Source organism: Cystobacter fuscus (assembly GCF_044360685.1).
Classification (GTDB): domain Bacteria; phylum Myxococcota; class Myxococcia; order Myxococcales; family Myxococcaceae; genus Cystobacter; species Cystobacter fuscus_C.
Genome location: NZ_CP043491.1, coordinates 3,430,755 through 3,446,887, shown reverse-complemented (window position 1 = coordinate 3,446,887; position 16,133 = coordinate 3,430,755). Strand labels below are relative to the sequence as shown.

Here is a 16,133-nt window from a genome sequence, read left to right as displayed (position 1 = left end):
GGGGCCATGTTCCATCTCCTTTTGTTTCAAGCCAACGTGTTGCCCGACGCGGGGCCGGAAGGAGTCCGAGCCCTTGGCACCAGACGGACTCCCTGCGGAATGAGGAAAGAAGCGGCCGCGAACGCAGAGACCTTCGCGCCTGGCGCGAGCGTGAGCCGGTACCGGCGGGCCACCGTCGCGAGGACGAGCACCAGCGCCAGCTTCGCGAGCGAAGCACCCATGCACAGGCGCGCTCCACCCCCGAAAGGAAGGTACGCGAACTTCGGGAGCCCCTCGAGCGAGCCATCGAGCCAGCGCTCCGGGCGGAACGCATCGGGGTCCGCGAACCACCGCGGGTCCCGGTGAGGAACCCAGGGGCTCAGCGCCAGGCTGACGCCCGCGGCCATCCGGTAGCCACCGAGCTCACATTCCTGGAGTGACTCCCGGGCCGTCATCCATACAGGAGGATAGAGCCGCATCGACTCCTTGATGACCGCCGACGTGTAGACCAGCCGCTCCGCATCCTCGGCCGTGGCGCGCCGGTCCCCCAGAAGCTGCTTCAACTCGGCCGCCACACGCTCGTCCACCTCCGGGTACAGCGCCATCAGGTAGAGCGTCCATGCCAGCGCGATGGCCGTCGGCTGGTGCGCGGCGAGGAGCATGATGGCCACCTCATCTCGGGGGTACCACGGGGGGGCCAGGCAGCCTTCTTCCCCATCGCGAGCCTGCCGCACCAGCTCGAGGAGGTTGGACGAGCCGCGGCTCCGCTCCCGGAGGCGCTCGATCAGCCCGTAGATGGCCCGGTCGAACTGCCGGACCGACCACCTGAACCGGAGATTGCGAGGCGTGGGGAGCCAGCGCGGTATCCGGATCGGCAGCGGCCGGAAACTCCACGCCAGGAAGGAAGTGACCCGCCGGACCTCGTTGGCACTGAGCTCCGAGCCCAGGAGGAACCGCCCGACCAACTGGGCCGAGAGGGGCGCGACGTCGCCCTCGATCGCGCGCGCCTCGCCGGGCCGCCAGGAGGCCATCATCTCCTCGGCGGCCGCGACGATCGGCTCCGCGCTGGTGCCGACGCGCTCACGCTTGAACAGGGGTTGGAGGAGCCTACGCTTGTAGAGCCAGTCCTTCCCATCCGTGTGCATCAGCGCATAATGATACGAGCCGGGCTTGGCCCAGGACGGCTTCTGGCCGGTCTCCTTCGCGAAGCTCCGCTGGCTGTTGACGAATACGGACTCGATGTCACGGGGATGGCAGACGAGATAGTTGTCCTGGCCCAACCGGACGACATCACCAAACTCCCGGGCGCACCGGGTCACGAACCCGAGCGGGTCGGCGTGAAAGTCCGCGGTATTCGCGATACCCCACGCCCCTTCTGGACCGGGAGGCTCTTCATGGATCGCGGGCATGCGAACTCTCCTCTCACGGACGGCCGACGCCCCCCCCATGAGAATCGGCCAGAAGCATGGACCCGCCACTGGCCGATCCGACGGTATGGCATCCGCCGTGGATCAGTACCCGCCGCCGGGCGTGATGGCCTGATAGGGGCGCGTCAGCTTCTTCGGATTGGACAGGCCCAGAGCCACCGCGACGTAGAACAGTGCTTTCATGATCGATTCTCCTTGTTTGGAGTTTGGGCTGGACGACCCAGTGAGTCAGTAGAGTCAATCCCCTCGTGATTGTCAAATCACTACCAGACATTCCGCTCCCGCACGCGGTGTTCTTCCGCCACATCGGAGGGCACGGCGGCACCCGTGGCCGCCCGGGTTGCTGACATGTCAGTGACAGGTCAATGACTCCGCCAACATGAGAAAGGCCGGACCACGGCGGGTGCTGTCACGTACGCCAGCACCCGCCGCGGCGCCCCGCGGAGTTACTGCACCGTCATCATGCCGAGCTGCGTGGTGTTGAAGCTCAAACCCGAGTTCGATCCCGCGCCATCCAGGTCGCAGTACGTCCAGTTCAGCCCGTTGTCCAAGCTGAACCGATACGTGTACGAGTAGTTGCCGGTGGTCGCCGGAGCGATGAACGACGCGGCGTACTCGGCGTCATTGCCCACCTGCACATTGTAGCTGGCATCGAAGTACCGCCAGGTCGTGACCGAGGTCGGATTGGACGCCGAGGGTCCGTAGCCCACCTGGGCGAACACTCCGGAGGGGATGCCGGGCGCCTCGGTCAGCCCAGCCTCGAAGAGGCGACCATAGATGAGCGACGTGGCCGTGTTGGCGGTCACCTTGAGGGAGCCCGGGAACTGCAGGTTGCAGAAATCCGCCTGCAGTGGGTTGGTCGATCCATTGAGTACACCGGTGTACGTGAACCCCTGGGTGGCGGTCGCGGTACCGCTTCCCGCGCGCAAGGCATTGGTGACGGTGACGTCCACCCGGCCCACCGAGGAATTCGCCGGAGCGGTGCACGTGAGTTTCGTGGTGCCAGTGGCGGTGCAGGAGGTGGCGGTGGCCGTGCCGAACTTCACGGTCACCCCTGAGCCGAACTCCGTGCCAGTGATCACCACGTTGGCGGTAGTCGCCGAAGAGGCCAGGGTGTTGTTGGGCGAGATGGAAGTGATGGTGGTGGGGAGTCCCACGCTGTTGGCCTGACCCGGCGACGAATTGAGGCAGGTGCGGAAGTCCTTGCGGTTGTTGTCCGAGTCGGTGCTCAGGCCGTCGCGGCACAGGGAATAGCTGAAGTTGTCGGTCGGGGTGATGGCGGTCGCGCTCTCGTACATCCGCAGGGCGGTGTTGTTGATCTTGAAGGTCGTCAGGTTCACATCCAGGGCGTTCCCCTGGGTGTCGTGGCCCACCGCGTCCCAGACGGTGCCATCAGCCGCCACCAGGATGAGGGAGTCACCACCGCTGTTCTCCAGATCCATATCGCGGACGGTGAGGTCACCCGCCCCCAGACCCGGCACCAGGGATGGGGTATAGGAAGTCGTCGAACCGCTCACGTTGACACCATCCGCGATGATGAGGACACCGTCCGCGGGAATGCGCCAGCCGCTGGTCAGGGTCAGTTCCCCATCGGGGTCGGTCCCATTGATGTCGCCTTCCGCGTTGAGGGTTCCGGCCGACGTGCCCTTTCCCTCCACATCCTCGATCTTCAAGCCCCCCACCAGCGCACCGCCCGGGCCGACGATCTCGACGAATGCATAGCCGTCGTCCGTGCTCGCGGGATCAATGAGGATCTCGTTGAGGACCGCCACCTTGCAGTTGCCGTTGGGAGCACCGGCCGTGTTCGCGACCTTCGCCTTCGCTCCCGGAGCGGCCGGGTAGAAGGTGGTGCACCAGTTGCCACCCGAATCATTGCCGGTGGCCGAGGCGTTCGACGGATCCACCTGGGTGGTGACGCCGAGGAAGCCCGGGAAGGAGTTGGCCGCCATCTTCGCGTTGGCATCGGTGATGAAGTTCCGGAAGTCCACGTAGTCCTGCAACGTGGCGCCGTTGCGCGAGTGGATGGAGAGCACATCCCCCGTGTCATTCAGCGAAAACGAAGTGCCAACGTCGCCGTACACGAACGCGGCGTCGGCCGGGATGCTCCCACTGCTCGGGTTGCGCACGCCGTAGGCATGGCCGCCCGCCGGGAGGGTGACGGGCGTGCCGTCGGTACCATTCACGTCGCTCTTCGCTCGGATGTCGGCGAGCTGGCCGGCGAGGTTCTGGAACACGAACCCGCGGATGTCCACCGCCAGGGCGCTGGTGTTGCGCAGTTCAATGAGCTCGGAGCCGAGCGCGCTGAACTCGGTGATGATGATGTTGCCCACCTGGTCTCCCGAGGCGGCGGCCGTGCAGCCATTCGTGCTGCAGACCTGGAGGGGCTGGCAAAGAATGTCATTGGGAGTGTTGGTGCAACCGGTGCCGGCGGCGCCCCCCGCACCCACGCAGGTGTCCGTGGTGCAGCTCGCACCGTCCGAGCACAGCGCGTTGCTCGAATTCTCGCTACAGCCAGTGCTGGCGCTGCATACGGGCACGGTGCATGAGAAACCATCCTTCTCGCAGCGGCTGTTGACCGGGGTGTGGCTCACGCCGCCGGTGGCCGGATCACAGGCGTCATCGGTGCAGTCGATGCTGTCATCGATGCTGACCGGGGTGTGGCTCACGCCGCCGGTGGCCGGATCGCAGGCATCCGTGGTGCAGGAGTTACCATCATCCACGGAGACTATCATGGTGGATGCCGGTGACCGGGTCGCACGAGTCCGTGGTGCAGACGTTGCCATCATCGGTGCTGACGGCGGTGTGGCGGACACCCGTGGCCGGGTCGCACGAGTCCGTGGTGCATGGGTTCGCGTCGTCCACGTTGACGGGCGAGTGCTGGATGCCCGTGACCGGATCGCATGCGTCCACCGTGCAGGAGTCATGGTCGTCCACCGCGACAGCCTCACGAACGCAGACATTCGCGCGACACACGTCCGTGGTACAGGCGTCGTTGTCGCCACAGTCAGCGTCGGACTGGCACTCCGGCTTGCCACCGCCACCGCACCCAACGAGTGTCAGCAGCGTCGCGAGGACACACCAGGCCTTCCATCGAATTGGTTCCATGGTTCCTTTACCGGCCTGTCCGCGGAGCTCGTCTCCTTGCGAGGCCCGAGGCGAACTCCCTCGGGGTCAGGCGCGGTTCGGGAACGAATTGTACACCAGGTGACAAAAGAACCCGCCCGGCGCCCCGGGACCCACCACCTCCCGAGGGCGAGGTACACGAGACACTGGGAGCTGAAACCATCGAAGCTAAAAACACCGGGCCCATCCCCACTCAGCGAATGAGGCCTTGCGCATCACTCTTTCTTGGGTCCACTCGCCTCCCTGACAGGTCCTACCCGGGGGCAACCGCCGACTCTACCTTTACTGGAGGGGGACTGCTTGCCCGATGCTCGACCGGACAATCAGTCATGACACATGGCGACAACGAATACAGAACTCCGAAAGTTTGTCGCGCCCGAGATCGTCTACGGTCCGGGCTCGAGGCGTCTGGTCGGTCGCTATGCGCGCAACCTCGGAGCAACCCGGGTGCTCATCGTGTCCGACCCCGGCGTGGTCCTGGCGGGCTGGCTTCGGCAGGTCCTCGCGTCGCTGGAGCAAGAGGGAGTGCGCTACCACCTCTTCGTGGGCGTGAGTTCCAACCCTCGGGCCGAAGAGGTCCAGCAGGGAGTCCAGGTCTACCTGCAGGAGCACTGCGACGCCATCGTGGCGGTCGGGGGCGGGAGCCCCATGGATTGCGCGAAGGGGATTGGCATCGTCCTGGCCAACAAGGAGCACATCCTCACGTTCGAGGGCGTGGATCGGATCGTCAGGCCGATCCCTCCCCTCATCTGCGTCCCGACGACCGCGGGAAGCTCGGCGGATGTCTCCCAATTCGCGATCATCACGGACACCATGCGCCATCTGAAGGTCTCCATCATCAGCAAGGCGATCGTCCCCGACATCTCGCTCGTCGACTACGACACCACGAGGACGCTCACTCCCGTTCTCATCGCCTGCTGCGGCATGGATGCCTTCGTGCACGGGATCGAGGCCTACGTCTCGAATGCCCATTCGCTCCTCACGGATGTGTATGCGCTCGCGGCGATCTCGCTCATCTGGAACAACCTGCCCGCGGCCCTGGAAGGCCCCCACGACGAGGCCGCTCGCCAGCGGTTGATGGACGGCAGCCTCGAGGCCGGGCTCGCCTTCTCGAATACCTCACTCGGCGCCGTTCACGCCATGGCCCATGCCCTGGGCGGGCTCATCGACAATCCTCACGGCGAGGCGAACACCCTCCTCATCGACCACGTGGTGGCCTTCAACTACGAGGCGGCACCCGAGCGCTTCGACCAGATCGCGCAGCGGCTGGGGCTCGAACCCGCCCGGCTCGCACCGGGCAAGCGCAAGGAGGCCCTCGTCTCCGCGCTCCAGCAGCTCAAGCATGACGCGGGCCTCGAGATGAAGCTGCGGGACAAGGGAATCTCACGCTCCGACATTCCCTTGCTCGCCCGGCATGCCCTCTCCGACCCTTGCATGGCAACGAACCCACGTCGCCTGACGCTCCGCGACGTGGAGGTGATGTATGAACAAGCCTTTTGACGAAACGCCTGAAGGGCCCATGACCTGGGAAGCCCTGAGGGACTCCATCGTCGGGCTTGGCGAGCGCTCGATTCGCAAGAGCTACTACGGCGCGCTCCAGGAGCGCCTCACGGAGCTTGCCCGCTTCCGGACCCTGCTCGACGCGATCCAGGAGGCCATCATCGTCACGGAGCTGCCCGGCCTCCGCGTCCTGGATGCCAACCGGAAGGGGCTGTGGGTGCTCGGCGCCTCCAACACCGCGCAGCTCTGCCGGCCGCTCGAATCCTTCTTCGCCTCGAGCGAGTGGCGCATCCTCGAGGCGTGCGTCCACCCGAGCGAGCATGAGCCCAGGCCGGGCCCCGGGTTGCTGTCACTGCGACGGGAGGGCGAGGAACGGGTGCTCGAGCTCTCCATTCGTCAGGATACGTTCGGCCAGCGCCAATACCTGGTCATCATCGCTCGCGATGTCACGGAGCGGCTGAGGATCGAGCGAGCGCTCCTCGCGGCGAAGGAGGAGGCGGAGGCAGCGGCTCGGGCGAAGGCACAGTTCCTCGGCATCGCGTCCCATGAGCTTCGCACCCCCCTCACCTCCCTGCTGCTGCTGCTTCAGCAAGGGGCCCGGCGGACCGGGGAGGCATGTGGAGGCGAGCTGATCAACCGGATGCTCCGCCTGGCCCGCCGGCTCGCCGTCCTGGTCGAGGATCTGCTCGAGGTCTCCCGGCTCGAGCACGATCAGATCGTCATGAGGCCCACACACATTGATCTGCGGACGATCGTGGCCGATGTGGTGACGGACTTCCGCGTCCATGCGCCCACCCGGCATTTCAGTCTCCGGCTGCCTCCAGCGCCCACCTACGTCGAGGCGGACACCCTCCGTGTCGTGCAGGTGCTCTCGAATCTCCTGGAGAACGCCATCAAGTACTCCCTCGAGGGAACACCCGTCGAGGTCCGTCTCGAATCGATGGAGGGAACCGCTCGCGTGTGGGTCAGCGACCAGGGGCCTGGGATCCCCGAGGAACGGCGCGCCCAGCTCTTCACGCCTTTCGGACGCCTGAGGGAAGTGGGGCAGGACTCACCGGGGCTTGGACTGGGTCTCTATATTTCCCGCCAGCTCGCCGAGCTCCAGGGAGGGAGGTTGGAGCTGGCGCCCCCCCGTGGCAGGGGCACGACCTTCACCTTCTCCCTTCCACTCATCTCCTGGCCGTCCCAGGGGGATGCGGACCAGGAACTCGCCCCCCAGCCGGCCGGATGAAGCGGTGCCACGCGGCGCCCCGGGAACACCTCACGCCGGTACGGTGCAATCCCAGACAATGGGCAGGTGCTCGAACCCTCGCAGCATGAAGTACGGCCGGCGGACGGTCGCCGCATCCGTCCGCAGCCGGGGATTCGGCAACCGCCGGAGCAGGCGCTCGAAGGCGATCCTCCCTTCCAGCTTCGCCAGCGGTGCTCCGACACAGAAGTGGATGCCCTTGCCGAAGGCCAGGTGTGTCCTCGCGTCGGCGCGGCGGATGTCGAAGCGATCCGGCTCGGAGAACCGCGCCTCGTCCCGATTGCCGGACGCATAGACGATGAACACCCGGCTCCCCTTCGGGAGTTGGACTCCGCCGAGCTGCGTCTGCGTGGTCACCGTCCGGAAGAAGCCACGGATGGGCGCTTCCATCCGCAGCATCTCGTCGATGGCGTTGGGCAGCAGCTCCAGGTCATCCCGCAGGGTCTGGAGCTGCTCGGGGGCCTGGAGCAACAACCCCATGCCATTGCCGATGAGACCCGTCGTGGTCTCGTGACCCGCGGCCATGAGATCCATGGCGTTGCAGACCGCTTCCTGGTGATTCAGGGGCGCGGTGCCGCCCATGGATTGGGGAACCAGGCGCGTGAGCAGATCCTCGCGAGGGTGCTTCCGCCGCTCCTCGAGCTGCTCGATGAAGTAGCGCTGCATCGCGACGAAGCCGTGCGCGGCCTCCACCTGGAGCTCGAGGGGAGCCGTCGCCGACATCAACAGCGTCTTGTCATCGGACCAGCGCTTGAGCTGCTCCATGTCGGAGCGCGGCACGCCGAGCAGATCGCAGATGATGAGGCCGGGAAGCGCATACGCGAACTGCTGGATCAGATCCGCCTCGCCGTCTCGCACGAAGCCGTCGAGGAGCATGTCCGCGGTGGCGCGGATCTCCGGCTCCATGGCGGCAATGCGCTGGGGACTCAGGGCCTTGCCGAACACGGCCCGCATCCGGGTGTGGTCCGGAGGGTCGCTCTGGACCAGCGAGACGAACCGGACATACCCCTGCTGTAGCACCTGGAGGACCTCGGGGTGTGGCTCGCGCCGGGCGTCGAGCGCTCCGGCCGACGAGAAGCGCGAGGGATCGTTCTCGACCTCCACGATGTCCGCGTACCGGGTGACGACCCACAGATCGAACGGGGCGCTGTAGAAGACCGGCCGCTCCCGCCGCATCCGGGCGTAGAGCGGATAGGGGTCCTCGATCTGGTCGGGCGCCATCGGATTGAAGAGTTGGGCGACATCGCCCTGGGAGGGCTCGGTTCGTGTGGACATGAGGTGGCAACGATACGTGAATCGCGCCGGAGCGAGCGATGTGCCGGGACCGGCTCCCGCCGGTCCCCCTCGGGCTACCAGTCCCACGACCCCACACCGGTTTCGCCCCTTCCCGCAGGTTCCGTCAGGGCCCGGATGTTCGCTCAGCTCTCGACGGAGAGGGACGGCTCCGTATCCTGCCGTGCCTCATCGCAGACCAGCGACGACGCATCGGACTGCTGGGCCTCGTCGTGGGCCACCGAGGCCGTCTCATCAGAAGAGGACTCGGAGAGGGAGGCACCGCAGAAGCCGTACTCCCCACAGGTCGTGATGCGGCCGTTCCAACAAGTGTCCTCGCAGAAGGCCTCGTAATCACAGACGAGGTAGCACTCCGGTGGGCGGGCCGATGCGGTGGTGGGGGCGAGAGCGAGAACGGCGGTGGCGGCCAGCAGGGACTTCAAGAGATTGCGCATGACTCCTCCAGCTGCGTGAGAGCTGCCACGCCACGCTACCGGTGCGGGCATCGGGTCTACAAGTCCCCACCCCCGCCGCGCTCCGAGCGCCATGGCCGTCCGCCGCCGAACCGAAGCCCTGGGGATCCAATCCGGGGGCAAGCCGTCAACTCCTGGAGCCATGCGGGTGCAGTCCCTCCGCTTCCCAGGAACCCACGATGCGCCGACTCCTCCCCTTGCTCGCCCTGCTGCACACCGCGTGCGCGGAGAACCCCCCACCCGGCTCCACCTCCAAACTCCGGGGGAGCCTGACCATCCACACACACCACGCCGACCGCGCGGATTGGCGCACGCGCTACCCGAACGTGTACGTCCTGCTCGGAGACGGAAGCCGCTTCCGCCAGCCCCTGGATGACCAGGGCACGGCCCGATTCGAGGATCCCACCCTCGTGGGAGCCCAGGACGTCACCGTCGTGGAGGTGCAGGGCACCGGAGGCCTGGTGCTCCACACCCTGCTCGCGGTGGACGAGCCGGAGCTGGAGCTGCCCTATGGCTACAACGAGCCGTTCTCGACGGACGTCGAGACGATGCAGGCCCATGTCACCGGCAAGGTGACGGGCGCGAGCGGGGCTGGCACCGTGAGCACCCAGGTGGTGAGCGAGGAGTTCTCCGGCCGGACTCCCACGGACGCCCCGTCTCCTGGCACCTTCAGCCTCGATGTCTGGGGTGTCACACCCGGCCGGGTCTCCCTCTTCGCCTCCGAGACCCGGTCCAGTGACCACCAGGTCCTGCGTGTGGGCATGAAGCGGGACGTCGCCGTGGGGGGTGGGCAGACCGTCACCGGCCAGGACATCGCCCTCGACCACCCCATGGACCAGACGCTCGGCGTCACGGTGACGGGCCTGGAGCCCTACGCAACCCGGGTGAATGCCTTTCTCTCCTACTCCGAGGGCACCCAGGAGCTCTTCAGCACGGGGACGACGGGAACACCCCCCTTGTCCCTGCCCGCCATCGCGCGGACGGCGCCGTTCGACACCACCCAACTGATGGTCGGCGTGGGCGCGGGCGATGAAGATACCCTGCCCGCGGGATTCTCGGAGGCGACCCTGCGCGTGGGAACGGCCTCTCCCGTGGCCGTCACACTCCTCGCGCCGGTGCTCCTCTCTTCACCCGTCCTGGGCACGCGGGACGCCGTGGGCACCGCTTCACGCGACGGCTTCGCCTTCCGCTGGAGCGCCGACCCCACCGCCCGATTCGTGAAGCTGTCTTTCATGAACTTCGCCCGGACCGGAGACACGTTCCTCTTCTGGGACGTGTTGGCTCCCGCGTCCACCACCTCCTTCACCCCCTTCCAGCTCCCCGAAGGGGTGGCCCCCCGCGACACGCTCGAGGCGGGCCTGTACGCCATCGAAGCCCGGTCGCTCGACTACGGGGACGGCCATGGCGTGTGGGACTACATCCAGTACTCCCTGAACCCGGACCCGCTCCGGGAGCAGCGCGAGACCGAGGTGCAGGGCTACGTCATGGTGCGATAACCCCTTCCAGAAGAACCGGAATGGCCCAGGGGGAGTTTTTTACAGGATGACCCTGCAACTGTCCTGGAGTCGCCCCCCCTCCGATTCTCCTATCCCGCTGAAATCAAAGGAGTCCCGGGCGGGGCGAGGACTCGGCACGACGAATGCTAATGCCCTTCCCCGTGGTCGCCAGGGGGCGACGCGAAGTACGGGGCAGTACGGGGTCGGGCGGGTTGGGGCAGTACGGGGTCGGGCGGGTTGGGGCAGTACGGGGTCGGGCGGGTTGGGGCAGTACAGACGGCTCAAGGTGTGTGGGAATGGGGATGGGGAGCCGGTCCTTGACGGCACAGTCAGGTCGCGAGGACCGGTTCGCCACATCCAGGCCGAGCCAGCGGAATCATCCATGTCATCAGCGCGGCCTCACCGGGAAGCTATGTCTTTAGCCCGCACGGAAAGGTGTGGGCATGACGTGTCTTGAAAGCCGCGAACAATGATTGGGCGAAGATCAAGCGCGGTTTCCGGCTGTCCGGTACAGCCGCATATATTCAGCGTCCATCCGCTCCAGCGTGAACTCGGCCTGGTACGTCGCCACCGCGCGCCGGCTGAACTCCGCTCGCAGCGACGCATCGTTCGCCAGCCTCACGATGGCCTCGGCCATCGCGGCGGAATCACCGACCGGGGCCAGCAGCCCACTCTGGGAGAGGTCCATCACCTCGCGCATCCCGCCCACGTCCGTCAGCACGGCGGGCAGGCCCAGGCTCATCGCCTGCAACAGCGACATGGGCAGCCCCTCCGACACCGACGACATCGCAAACACATCCGCCCCACTGAAGAAGCGCGCGGTCTCCAGCTGCTGTCCGTGGAAGCGAATCCGCTCCGCCGCCCCGAGCTCTCGAGCCAATGCCTCGAGCTCGCCGCGCACCGGACCATCACCCACCACATCGAGCCGCAGCCGTGGAACCCGCTGCGCCGCCAGGGCCGCCGCGCGGATCAGCGTGCCCAAATCCTTGATCTTCGCCAGACGTCCCACAAACAACAGACGGAACTCGTCCTCCACGCGTTCCACTGGAATCCGCTGGATCGCGGACGTACCGTTGTAAACACGGACAACCTTCTCGCGCCGCGCCAATGGAGCGGAGCGCAGATTCTCGCACGTCACCTCGCAGATGCCCGCCACCCAGTCCAACCACAACCAGGACCACGCGCTGAACTTGACCTCGCCCGCGCGGTCATACGGCGGAGACACCAGGCTGTGACGCGTCGCCAGCACACACTCCACCCCGGCGAGCCGCGCGCCCATCGCCGCCTGCAGCGTCGGCGCGGGATTGTGGCAATGCACCACCTCGGGCCGCAGCCGGCGGAACAGCTTCAAGTAGCGCAGCATCGTCTTCGGAACGGGCGCCTCACCCATCACATGGACCGTGAAGCCCTCCTCGCGCAGCACCTTCCCCAGCGCCCCCAGCTTGTCGTACGCGCACACCTCGACCTGGTGCCCGTTGCCGCGCTGCATCCGGCACAGCTGCGCCACCAGCATCTCCGCGCCGCCCATCTCCATGTTGTAGACCACATGCACAATCTTCATCGCGCTCTCTACCCTCCCGGGCACGCCGAACCCACACTCGGCCCCTGACCTCGCCGACAGCGCCCGTCACCACACCTCGAGCTCACATCCAAAGGATCTCTGGCGTGAACGTCCTCCTCATCACATTTTCCTTCCCGCCCGTCGGTGGAGTGGGCGTCCTGCGAGCGCTTTCCCTCGCCAAGTACCTCCCCTCCGAAGGCATCCGCGTCGACGTGCTCACCGCTCGCAACGCGCCGGCGGTGGGCCGCGACCAGGCCCTGCTGAAGCAGGTGCCCTCCGACGTGACCATCCACCGCACCTGGACGCTCGACCTGCCCTTCTCCCTGCGCAAGGGCATCAAGAAGCTGCTCACCCGCGGCAGGGCACCGGCGTCCTCCTCCGCCCTGGCGCCCGCGGGCAGACCCGGGCTGATGAGCCGGCTCCAGGGCCTCATCGCCAACCTCCTGCTTCCGGACCCACAGATTGGCTGGCTGCCCTTCGCCTATCCCGCCGCCCGGCACATCATCCGCTCGCGGAAGATCGACGCCGTCATCATCACCGTCCCGCCCTTCTCCAGCGTCAAGCTCGCCGCCCGCCTGCGCAAGGCCTTCCCGGCGCTGCCCATCGTCCTCGACTTCCGGGATGAATGGCTCACCACCACCCTGGAGCTCGTCTCCTTCAACAGCAACGAGCGCGCCCGCCGCATCGCGCGGCAGACCGAGTCCGAGGCCGTCAACGCCGCCACCGCCGTCGTCGCCGTCACCCGCAACGCCGCCGACGAGCTCCGCAAGCGCTACCCGCATCAACCCGCGACCAAGTTCCTCACCGTTCCCAACGGCTACGACGACACCCCGTCGCCACGGCCCCACACCGAGCCCCAGCGGGTCGACAAGGTCACCCTCACCTATATGGGCTCCGTCTACGGCACCACCGATCCGCGCACGCTCCTCGAGGCCGTCGCCAGGCTGCCCGCCGACGTGCGCGACAGGCTGCGCATCCGCTTCATCGGCCACGTCGAGACGCCCGCCTACCGCCAGGCGCTCGCGGCCCTCGCGCCCACCGTCGAGCTCGTCGGCTTCCTGCCCATGTCCGAGGCACACCGGCAGCTCGCCGCCTCCCACTACGCCCTGCTCATCACGCAGGATCCCATCAACGTCTCGGCCAAGTTCTACGACTACCTCGGCGCGGGCAAACCCATCATCGCCGCCGTCCACCCGGAGGGCGAAGTGCGCCGCCTGCTCGACGAGACCGGCGCCGGCGAATGGGCCAGCATCCATGATCCCGCCGCCCTCCGTCAGCTCCTCATCAAGGCCGTGAACCGCGTCACGCCAGAGGGCCTCGTCCCCTATCGACCGCGTTCCGAGGCCGTGGCCGCCTACCACCGCAAGCCGCTCACCCGCCGCTACGCCTCCCTCCTCCAATCCTTCTCGCAGGAGCGCGTATGAGGATCGCCGTCGTCACGCAATACTTCCCCACCTCCGCGCAACCCTGGGCCGGCCACTCCGCCTACCAGACCCTCCGTCTGCTCGCGAGGAAGCACGACCTCGAGGTCTTCTATCCCGAGTCGCGCTATCCCCGGCGCCTCACGCCCAGGACGCGGACCCACGGTGCACTCGATCCCACCTGGCAACCCGCCGGCGTGCGCGCCCACTACATTCCCTACACCGCGCTTCCGCTCATCTCCCGCGCGTTCAACGGCTCCAGCATCGCCCGAGAGCTGCTTCCGCACGTGCGCGCCTTCCGCCCCGACCTCGTCCTGAGCTACGTCATCTATCCCGATGGCTACGCCGCCGTCCGCATCGGCCAGGAGCTCGGCGTGCCCGTCGTCACCACCGCCATCGGCTCGGATCTCAACCGCATCAGCGGCCGTCTCGTCGCGCACCACACGCGTCAGGCGTTGCGCGAGGCCACCCGCACCACCACCGTCAGCTCGGATCTACTGGTCACCGCCCGGCGCCTCGGCGCGGACCCCGCTCGCTCCACCGCCATCCTCAACGGCTGCGACACCACCGTCTTCCACCCACGCGACCGGCGGCAGGCACGTGCCGTCCTGCAACTCGCGCCTGAAACCCAGGCCGTCGTCTATGTGGGCCGCTTCGACCTGCGCAAGGGCCTCGCCGAGCTCATCGAAGCCACCGCGCGGCTCCGCGCGAAGCGCTCCCGGCTGCACTGCTATCTCGTCGGCGATGGCTCCGACAAACCCGCCCTCCTCGAGCTCGTCGCGAAGCACCGGGCCGAGGACTTCGTCCACTTCATCCCGCCCTGCCCCACCGACCGGGTCGCCCTCTGGATGGCCGCGGCCGATCTCGTCACGCTGCCGAGCTACAAGGAGGGCTGTCCGAACGTCGTCATCGAGGCGCTCGCGTCGGGACGTCCCGTCGTGGCCACGTATGTCGGCGGCATCCCGGAGCTGATGGACAACTCCAGCGGCCGCCTCATCCCGACACACGATGCCGCCGCGCTCGCCGCCGGCATCGACGAGACGCTGTCCACCCCCTGGGACGCGGAGGAGCTCGCCCGTCAGCACGGCCGTTCCTGGCAGGACGTCGCCGACGACCTGGAGGCCGTCCTGCTCGAAACCCAGGGACAGCGCCAGGAAGCCCGGCGCATGGCCTCCTAGTCAGGAGGCCCAGCTTCCCAAACCATGGCGTGACGGAGGAAACGCGGCACGGCTCATTGACAGGCAAAGGGGTGTTCGCCTAGAGAGCGACGCTCCGGGAATCCCGGGAATGTCATTGGCTCACAAACCAACCATCCCGATTCTCCTCACCTGAGAAAGCCTTTGCAATGACATTCGTGTCGAGAGCCGATGCATCCCTGCCCTGGGTGGCGGTGTTGTCGACCTTGTTGCTGGGAAGCACCGCGGGAGCCCAGACGGTGGCGCCCCCCGAGCCAACCAGCCAGACCGAGGCGGATCCCCCCAACAAGGAGAGCGGAGAAGCCGCCAAGCCGCCGCCGCCCCAGGTCCTGAGTGATGTCCCCTCCTTCGAGATGGGGGGCGTGGTGCGCTTCAACCTTGCCTACAGGAGCTGGTTGCCGCCGGAGCACCCGAACAACCGGGTGGCGAACATCATCTTCGACATCCTCGCCCTCCGTCCCCGCGCTCAGTACAAGAACTTGAGCCTGAAGGCCGATTTCCACTTCCACTCCAGCTATGCCTACCTGAGGTACGGATACCTCGGCTACAAGGCTTCGGACTCACTGGATATCCAGGCGGGTCTCACGCAGGCACCGTTTGGCATCCTGCCCGTTCCCGCCAACAACTGGTTCGACAACCTGGCGTTCTACATCGGGCTGGAGGATGACAGTGACCTGGGGGTGAAGGCCCTGTTCAAGGCAGGCGCCCTGGATGTGCAACTGGCCTTCTACAAGTCCGACGAGGGAAACTTCTTCGGCCGGAGTATCGACAGCGCGCGCTATGGCTTCGATCTGGTGCGCTCGAACGACACGGAAGTCAGCGGCGTGGGCGAGCGGACGGATCGGGAGGTGGATCAGGGCAACGTGCGCCTGGCCTATACCTTCCGGCACGCCGAGTCCTTCCAGACGGAGATTGGCCTGTCCGGAATGGCCGGTGGCATCTACAACACCCAGACGAATGGCACGGGCTGGCGCTGGGCCGCGGCGGCACACGTCCATGGCCAGTATGGCCCCCTGGGGCTCCAGTTCCAGGCCCTGTCCTATGCGTTCAATCCGGCCGGGCCCCTCGAGCAGGATCGCCGGTACGTCGTCATGGGCGCGTTCGAGTCGGCCTACAAAGTGGCCAGCCGGGCCCACATGCTCATCGCGAACATCAGCTACACCTGGCTGCCGTCACACGGGCTCATCGGCTCGGTGGTCGTCTACAATGATTACGCCCTCATGCTGAAGCAGGAGCTGGGGTTCGTCTCCTCGCAACAGAACGTCACCGGCTGCCATGTCGCGGCGGGCCCCGTCCACGCCTTCATTGAACTCATCGCCGGGCGCAACCACCCCTTCCTGGGAGGGGATTCCTCGGCCCTGGCGGAGGGACGGGAAGACGCGGTTTGGGGCTTCCGGCCCAACCTGAGCCTGGGTTACGTCTTCTAACCCTCTACC

12 protein-coding genes are annotated in these 16,133 nt (G+C 66.8%); 6 read left to right on the top strand and 6 right to left on the bottom strand.

Going from position 1 to position 16,133, the window contains the following annotated elements; all coding sequences use genetic code 11:
* Positions 1-26: 26 nt before the first annotated feature.
* The 3 genes from F0U63_RS14165 to F0U63_RS14155 all read right to left on the bottom strand — a co-directional run bounded on the left by F0U63_RS14165 (position 27) and on the right by F0U63_RS14155 (position 4,511).
* Positions 27-1,388 (bottom strand): cytochrome P450, encoded by a 1,362-nt coding sequence (locus F0U63_RS14165; protein WP_395846433.1) that lies wholly within the window; start codon positions 1,386-1,388, stop codon positions 27-29.
* A 464-nt stretch (positions 1,389-1,852) separates the two neighbouring features.
* Positions 1,853-4,126 carry a hypothetical protein gene (locus F0U63_RS14160; RefSeq protein ID WP_395846432.1) on the bottom strand — a complete coding sequence of 758 codons (2,274 nt, stop codon included), beginning with the start codon at positions 4,124-4,126 and terminating at the stop codon, positions 1,853-1,855.
* Entirely contained in the window at positions 4,119-4,511 is a 393-nt protein-coding gene (locus tag F0U63_RS14155) for a hypothetical protein (RefSeq protein WP_395846431.1), read from the bottom strand. The genes F0U63_RS14160 and F0U63_RS14155 overlap by 8 nt, the downstream gene beginning before the upstream one ends.
* Before the next feature lie 354 nt (positions 4,512-4,865).
* Here F0U63_RS14155 and ercA point away from each other — a divergent pair, with 354 nt between their 5' ends.
* Both ercA and F0U63_RS14145 read left to right on the top strand, forming a co-directional pair.
* The gene (ercA, locus tag F0U63_RS14150) at positions 4,866-6,029 is read left to right on the top strand and encodes an alcohol dehydrogenase-like regulatory protein ErcA (RefSeq protein WP_395846430.1); all 1,164 of its coding nucleotides are present in this window, start codon (positions 4,866-4,868) and stop codon (positions 6,027-6,029) included.
* Positions 6,030-6,048: 19 nt separating this feature from the next.
* Complete coding sequence (locus tag F0U63_RS14145; RefSeq protein WP_395846429.1) at positions 6,049-7,260, top strand: ATP-binding protein; 1,212 nt, start codon at positions 6,049-6,051, stop codon at positions 7,258-7,260.
* Positions 7,261-7,290: 30 nt separating this feature from the next.
* On the opposite strand, the gene F0U63_RS14140 is transcribed toward F0U63_RS14145, so the two are convergent.
* Together F0U63_RS14140 and F0U63_RS14135 are read right to left on the bottom strand one after the other, a co-directional pair.
* Positions 7,291-8,553: a cytochrome P450 gene (locus tag F0U63_RS14140; RefSeq protein WP_395846428.1), complete on the bottom strand. Its 1,263-nt coding sequence runs from the start codon at positions 8,551-8,553 to the stop codon at positions 7,291-7,293.
* A 143-nt stretch (positions 8,554-8,696) separates the two neighbouring features.
* Positions 8,697-9,005, bottom strand: coding sequence for a hypothetical protein (locus F0U63_RS14135; protein ID WP_395846427.1), 309 nt, complete (start codon positions 9,003-9,005; stop codon positions 8,697-8,699).
* A 197-nt stretch (positions 9,006-9,202) separates the two neighbouring features.
* On the opposite strand from F0U63_RS14135, the gene F0U63_RS14130 reads away from it, so the two are divergent.
* On the top strand, positions 9,203-10,519 hold the full coding sequence (locus F0U63_RS14130) for a hypothetical protein (RefSeq protein ID WP_395846426.1): 1,317 nt from the start codon (positions 9,203-9,205) through the stop codon (positions 10,517-10,519).
* A 484-nt stretch (positions 10,520-11,003) separates the two neighbouring features.
* Here the strand turns inward: F0U63_RS14130 and F0U63_RS14125 are convergent, their stop codons facing one another.
* Positions 11,004-12,080, bottom strand: coding sequence for a glycosyltransferase (locus F0U63_RS14125; RefSeq protein WP_395846425.1), 1,077 nt, complete (start codon positions 12,078-12,080; stop codon positions 11,004-11,006).
* Positions 12,081-12,184: 104 nt separating this feature from the next.
* On the opposite strand from F0U63_RS14125, the gene F0U63_RS14120 reads away from it, so the two are divergent.
* The 3 genes from F0U63_RS14120 (at position 12,185) to F0U63_RS14110 (ending at position 16,124) form a co-directional block, all read left to right on the top strand.
* A complete protein-coding gene (locus F0U63_RS14120; protein ID WP_395846424.1) occupies positions 12,185-13,504 on the top strand; it encodes a glycosyltransferase in 1,320 nt (439 codons plus the stop codon).
* Positions 13,501-14,679 carry a glycosyltransferase gene (locus F0U63_RS14115; RefSeq protein ID WP_395846423.1) on the top strand — a complete coding sequence of 393 codons (1,179 nt, stop codon included), beginning with the start codon at positions 13,501-13,503 and terminating at the stop codon, positions 14,677-14,679. The genes F0U63_RS14120 and F0U63_RS14115 overlap by 4 nt, the downstream gene beginning before the upstream one ends.
* Positions 14,680-14,846: 167 nt before the next feature.
* Positions 14,847-16,124, top strand: coding sequence for a hypothetical protein (locus tag F0U63_RS14110; protein WP_395846422.1), 1,278 nt, complete (start codon positions 14,847-14,849; stop codon positions 16,122-16,124).
* Positions 16,125-16,133: the final 9 nt, after the last annotated feature.

What these genes read in the sequence shown, in the direction of transcription:
- F0U63_RS14165 (WP_395846433.1), bottom strand. Translation starts at nt 1,388, where the DNA reads ATGCCCGCGATCCATGAAGAGCCTCCCGGTCCAGAAGGGGCGTGGGGT.
- F0U63_RS14155 (WP_395846431.1), bottom strand. Translation starts at nt 4,511, where the DNA reads ATGGAACCAATTCGATGGAAGGCCTGGTGTGTCCTCGCGACGCTGCTG.
- ercA (WP_395846430.1), top strand. Translation starts at nt 4,866, where the DNA reads ATGGCGACAACGAATACAGAACTCCGAAAGTTTGTCGCGCCCGAGATC.
- F0U63_RS14145 (WP_395846429.1), top strand. Translation starts at nt 6,049, where the DNA reads ATGACCTGGGAAGCCCTGAGGGACTCCATCGTCGGGCTTGGCGAGCGC.
- F0U63_RS14140 (WP_395846428.1), bottom strand. Translation starts at nt 8,553, where the DNA reads ATGTCCACACGAACCGAGCCCTCCCAGGGCGATGTCGCCCAACTCTTC.
- F0U63_RS14135 (WP_395846427.1), bottom strand. Translation starts at nt 9,005, where the DNA reads ATGCGCAATCTCTTGAAGTCCCTGCTGGCCGCCACCGCCGTTCTCGCT.
- F0U63_RS14130 (WP_395846426.1), top strand. Translation starts at nt 9,203, where the DNA reads ATGCGCCGACTCCTCCCCTTGCTCGCCCTGCTGCACACCGCGTGCGCG.
- F0U63_RS14125 (WP_395846425.1), bottom strand. Translation starts at nt 12,080, where the DNA reads ATGAAGATTGTGCATGTGGTCTACAACATGGAGATGGGCGGCGCGGAG.
- F0U63_RS14115 (WP_395846423.1), top strand. Translation starts at nt 13,501, where the DNA reads ATGAGGATCGCCGTCGTCACGCAATACTTCCCCACCTCCGCGCAACCC.
- F0U63_RS14110 (WP_395846422.1), top strand. Translation starts at nt 14,847, where the DNA reads ATGACATTCGTGTCGAGAGCCGATGCATCCCTGCCCTGGGTGGCGGTG.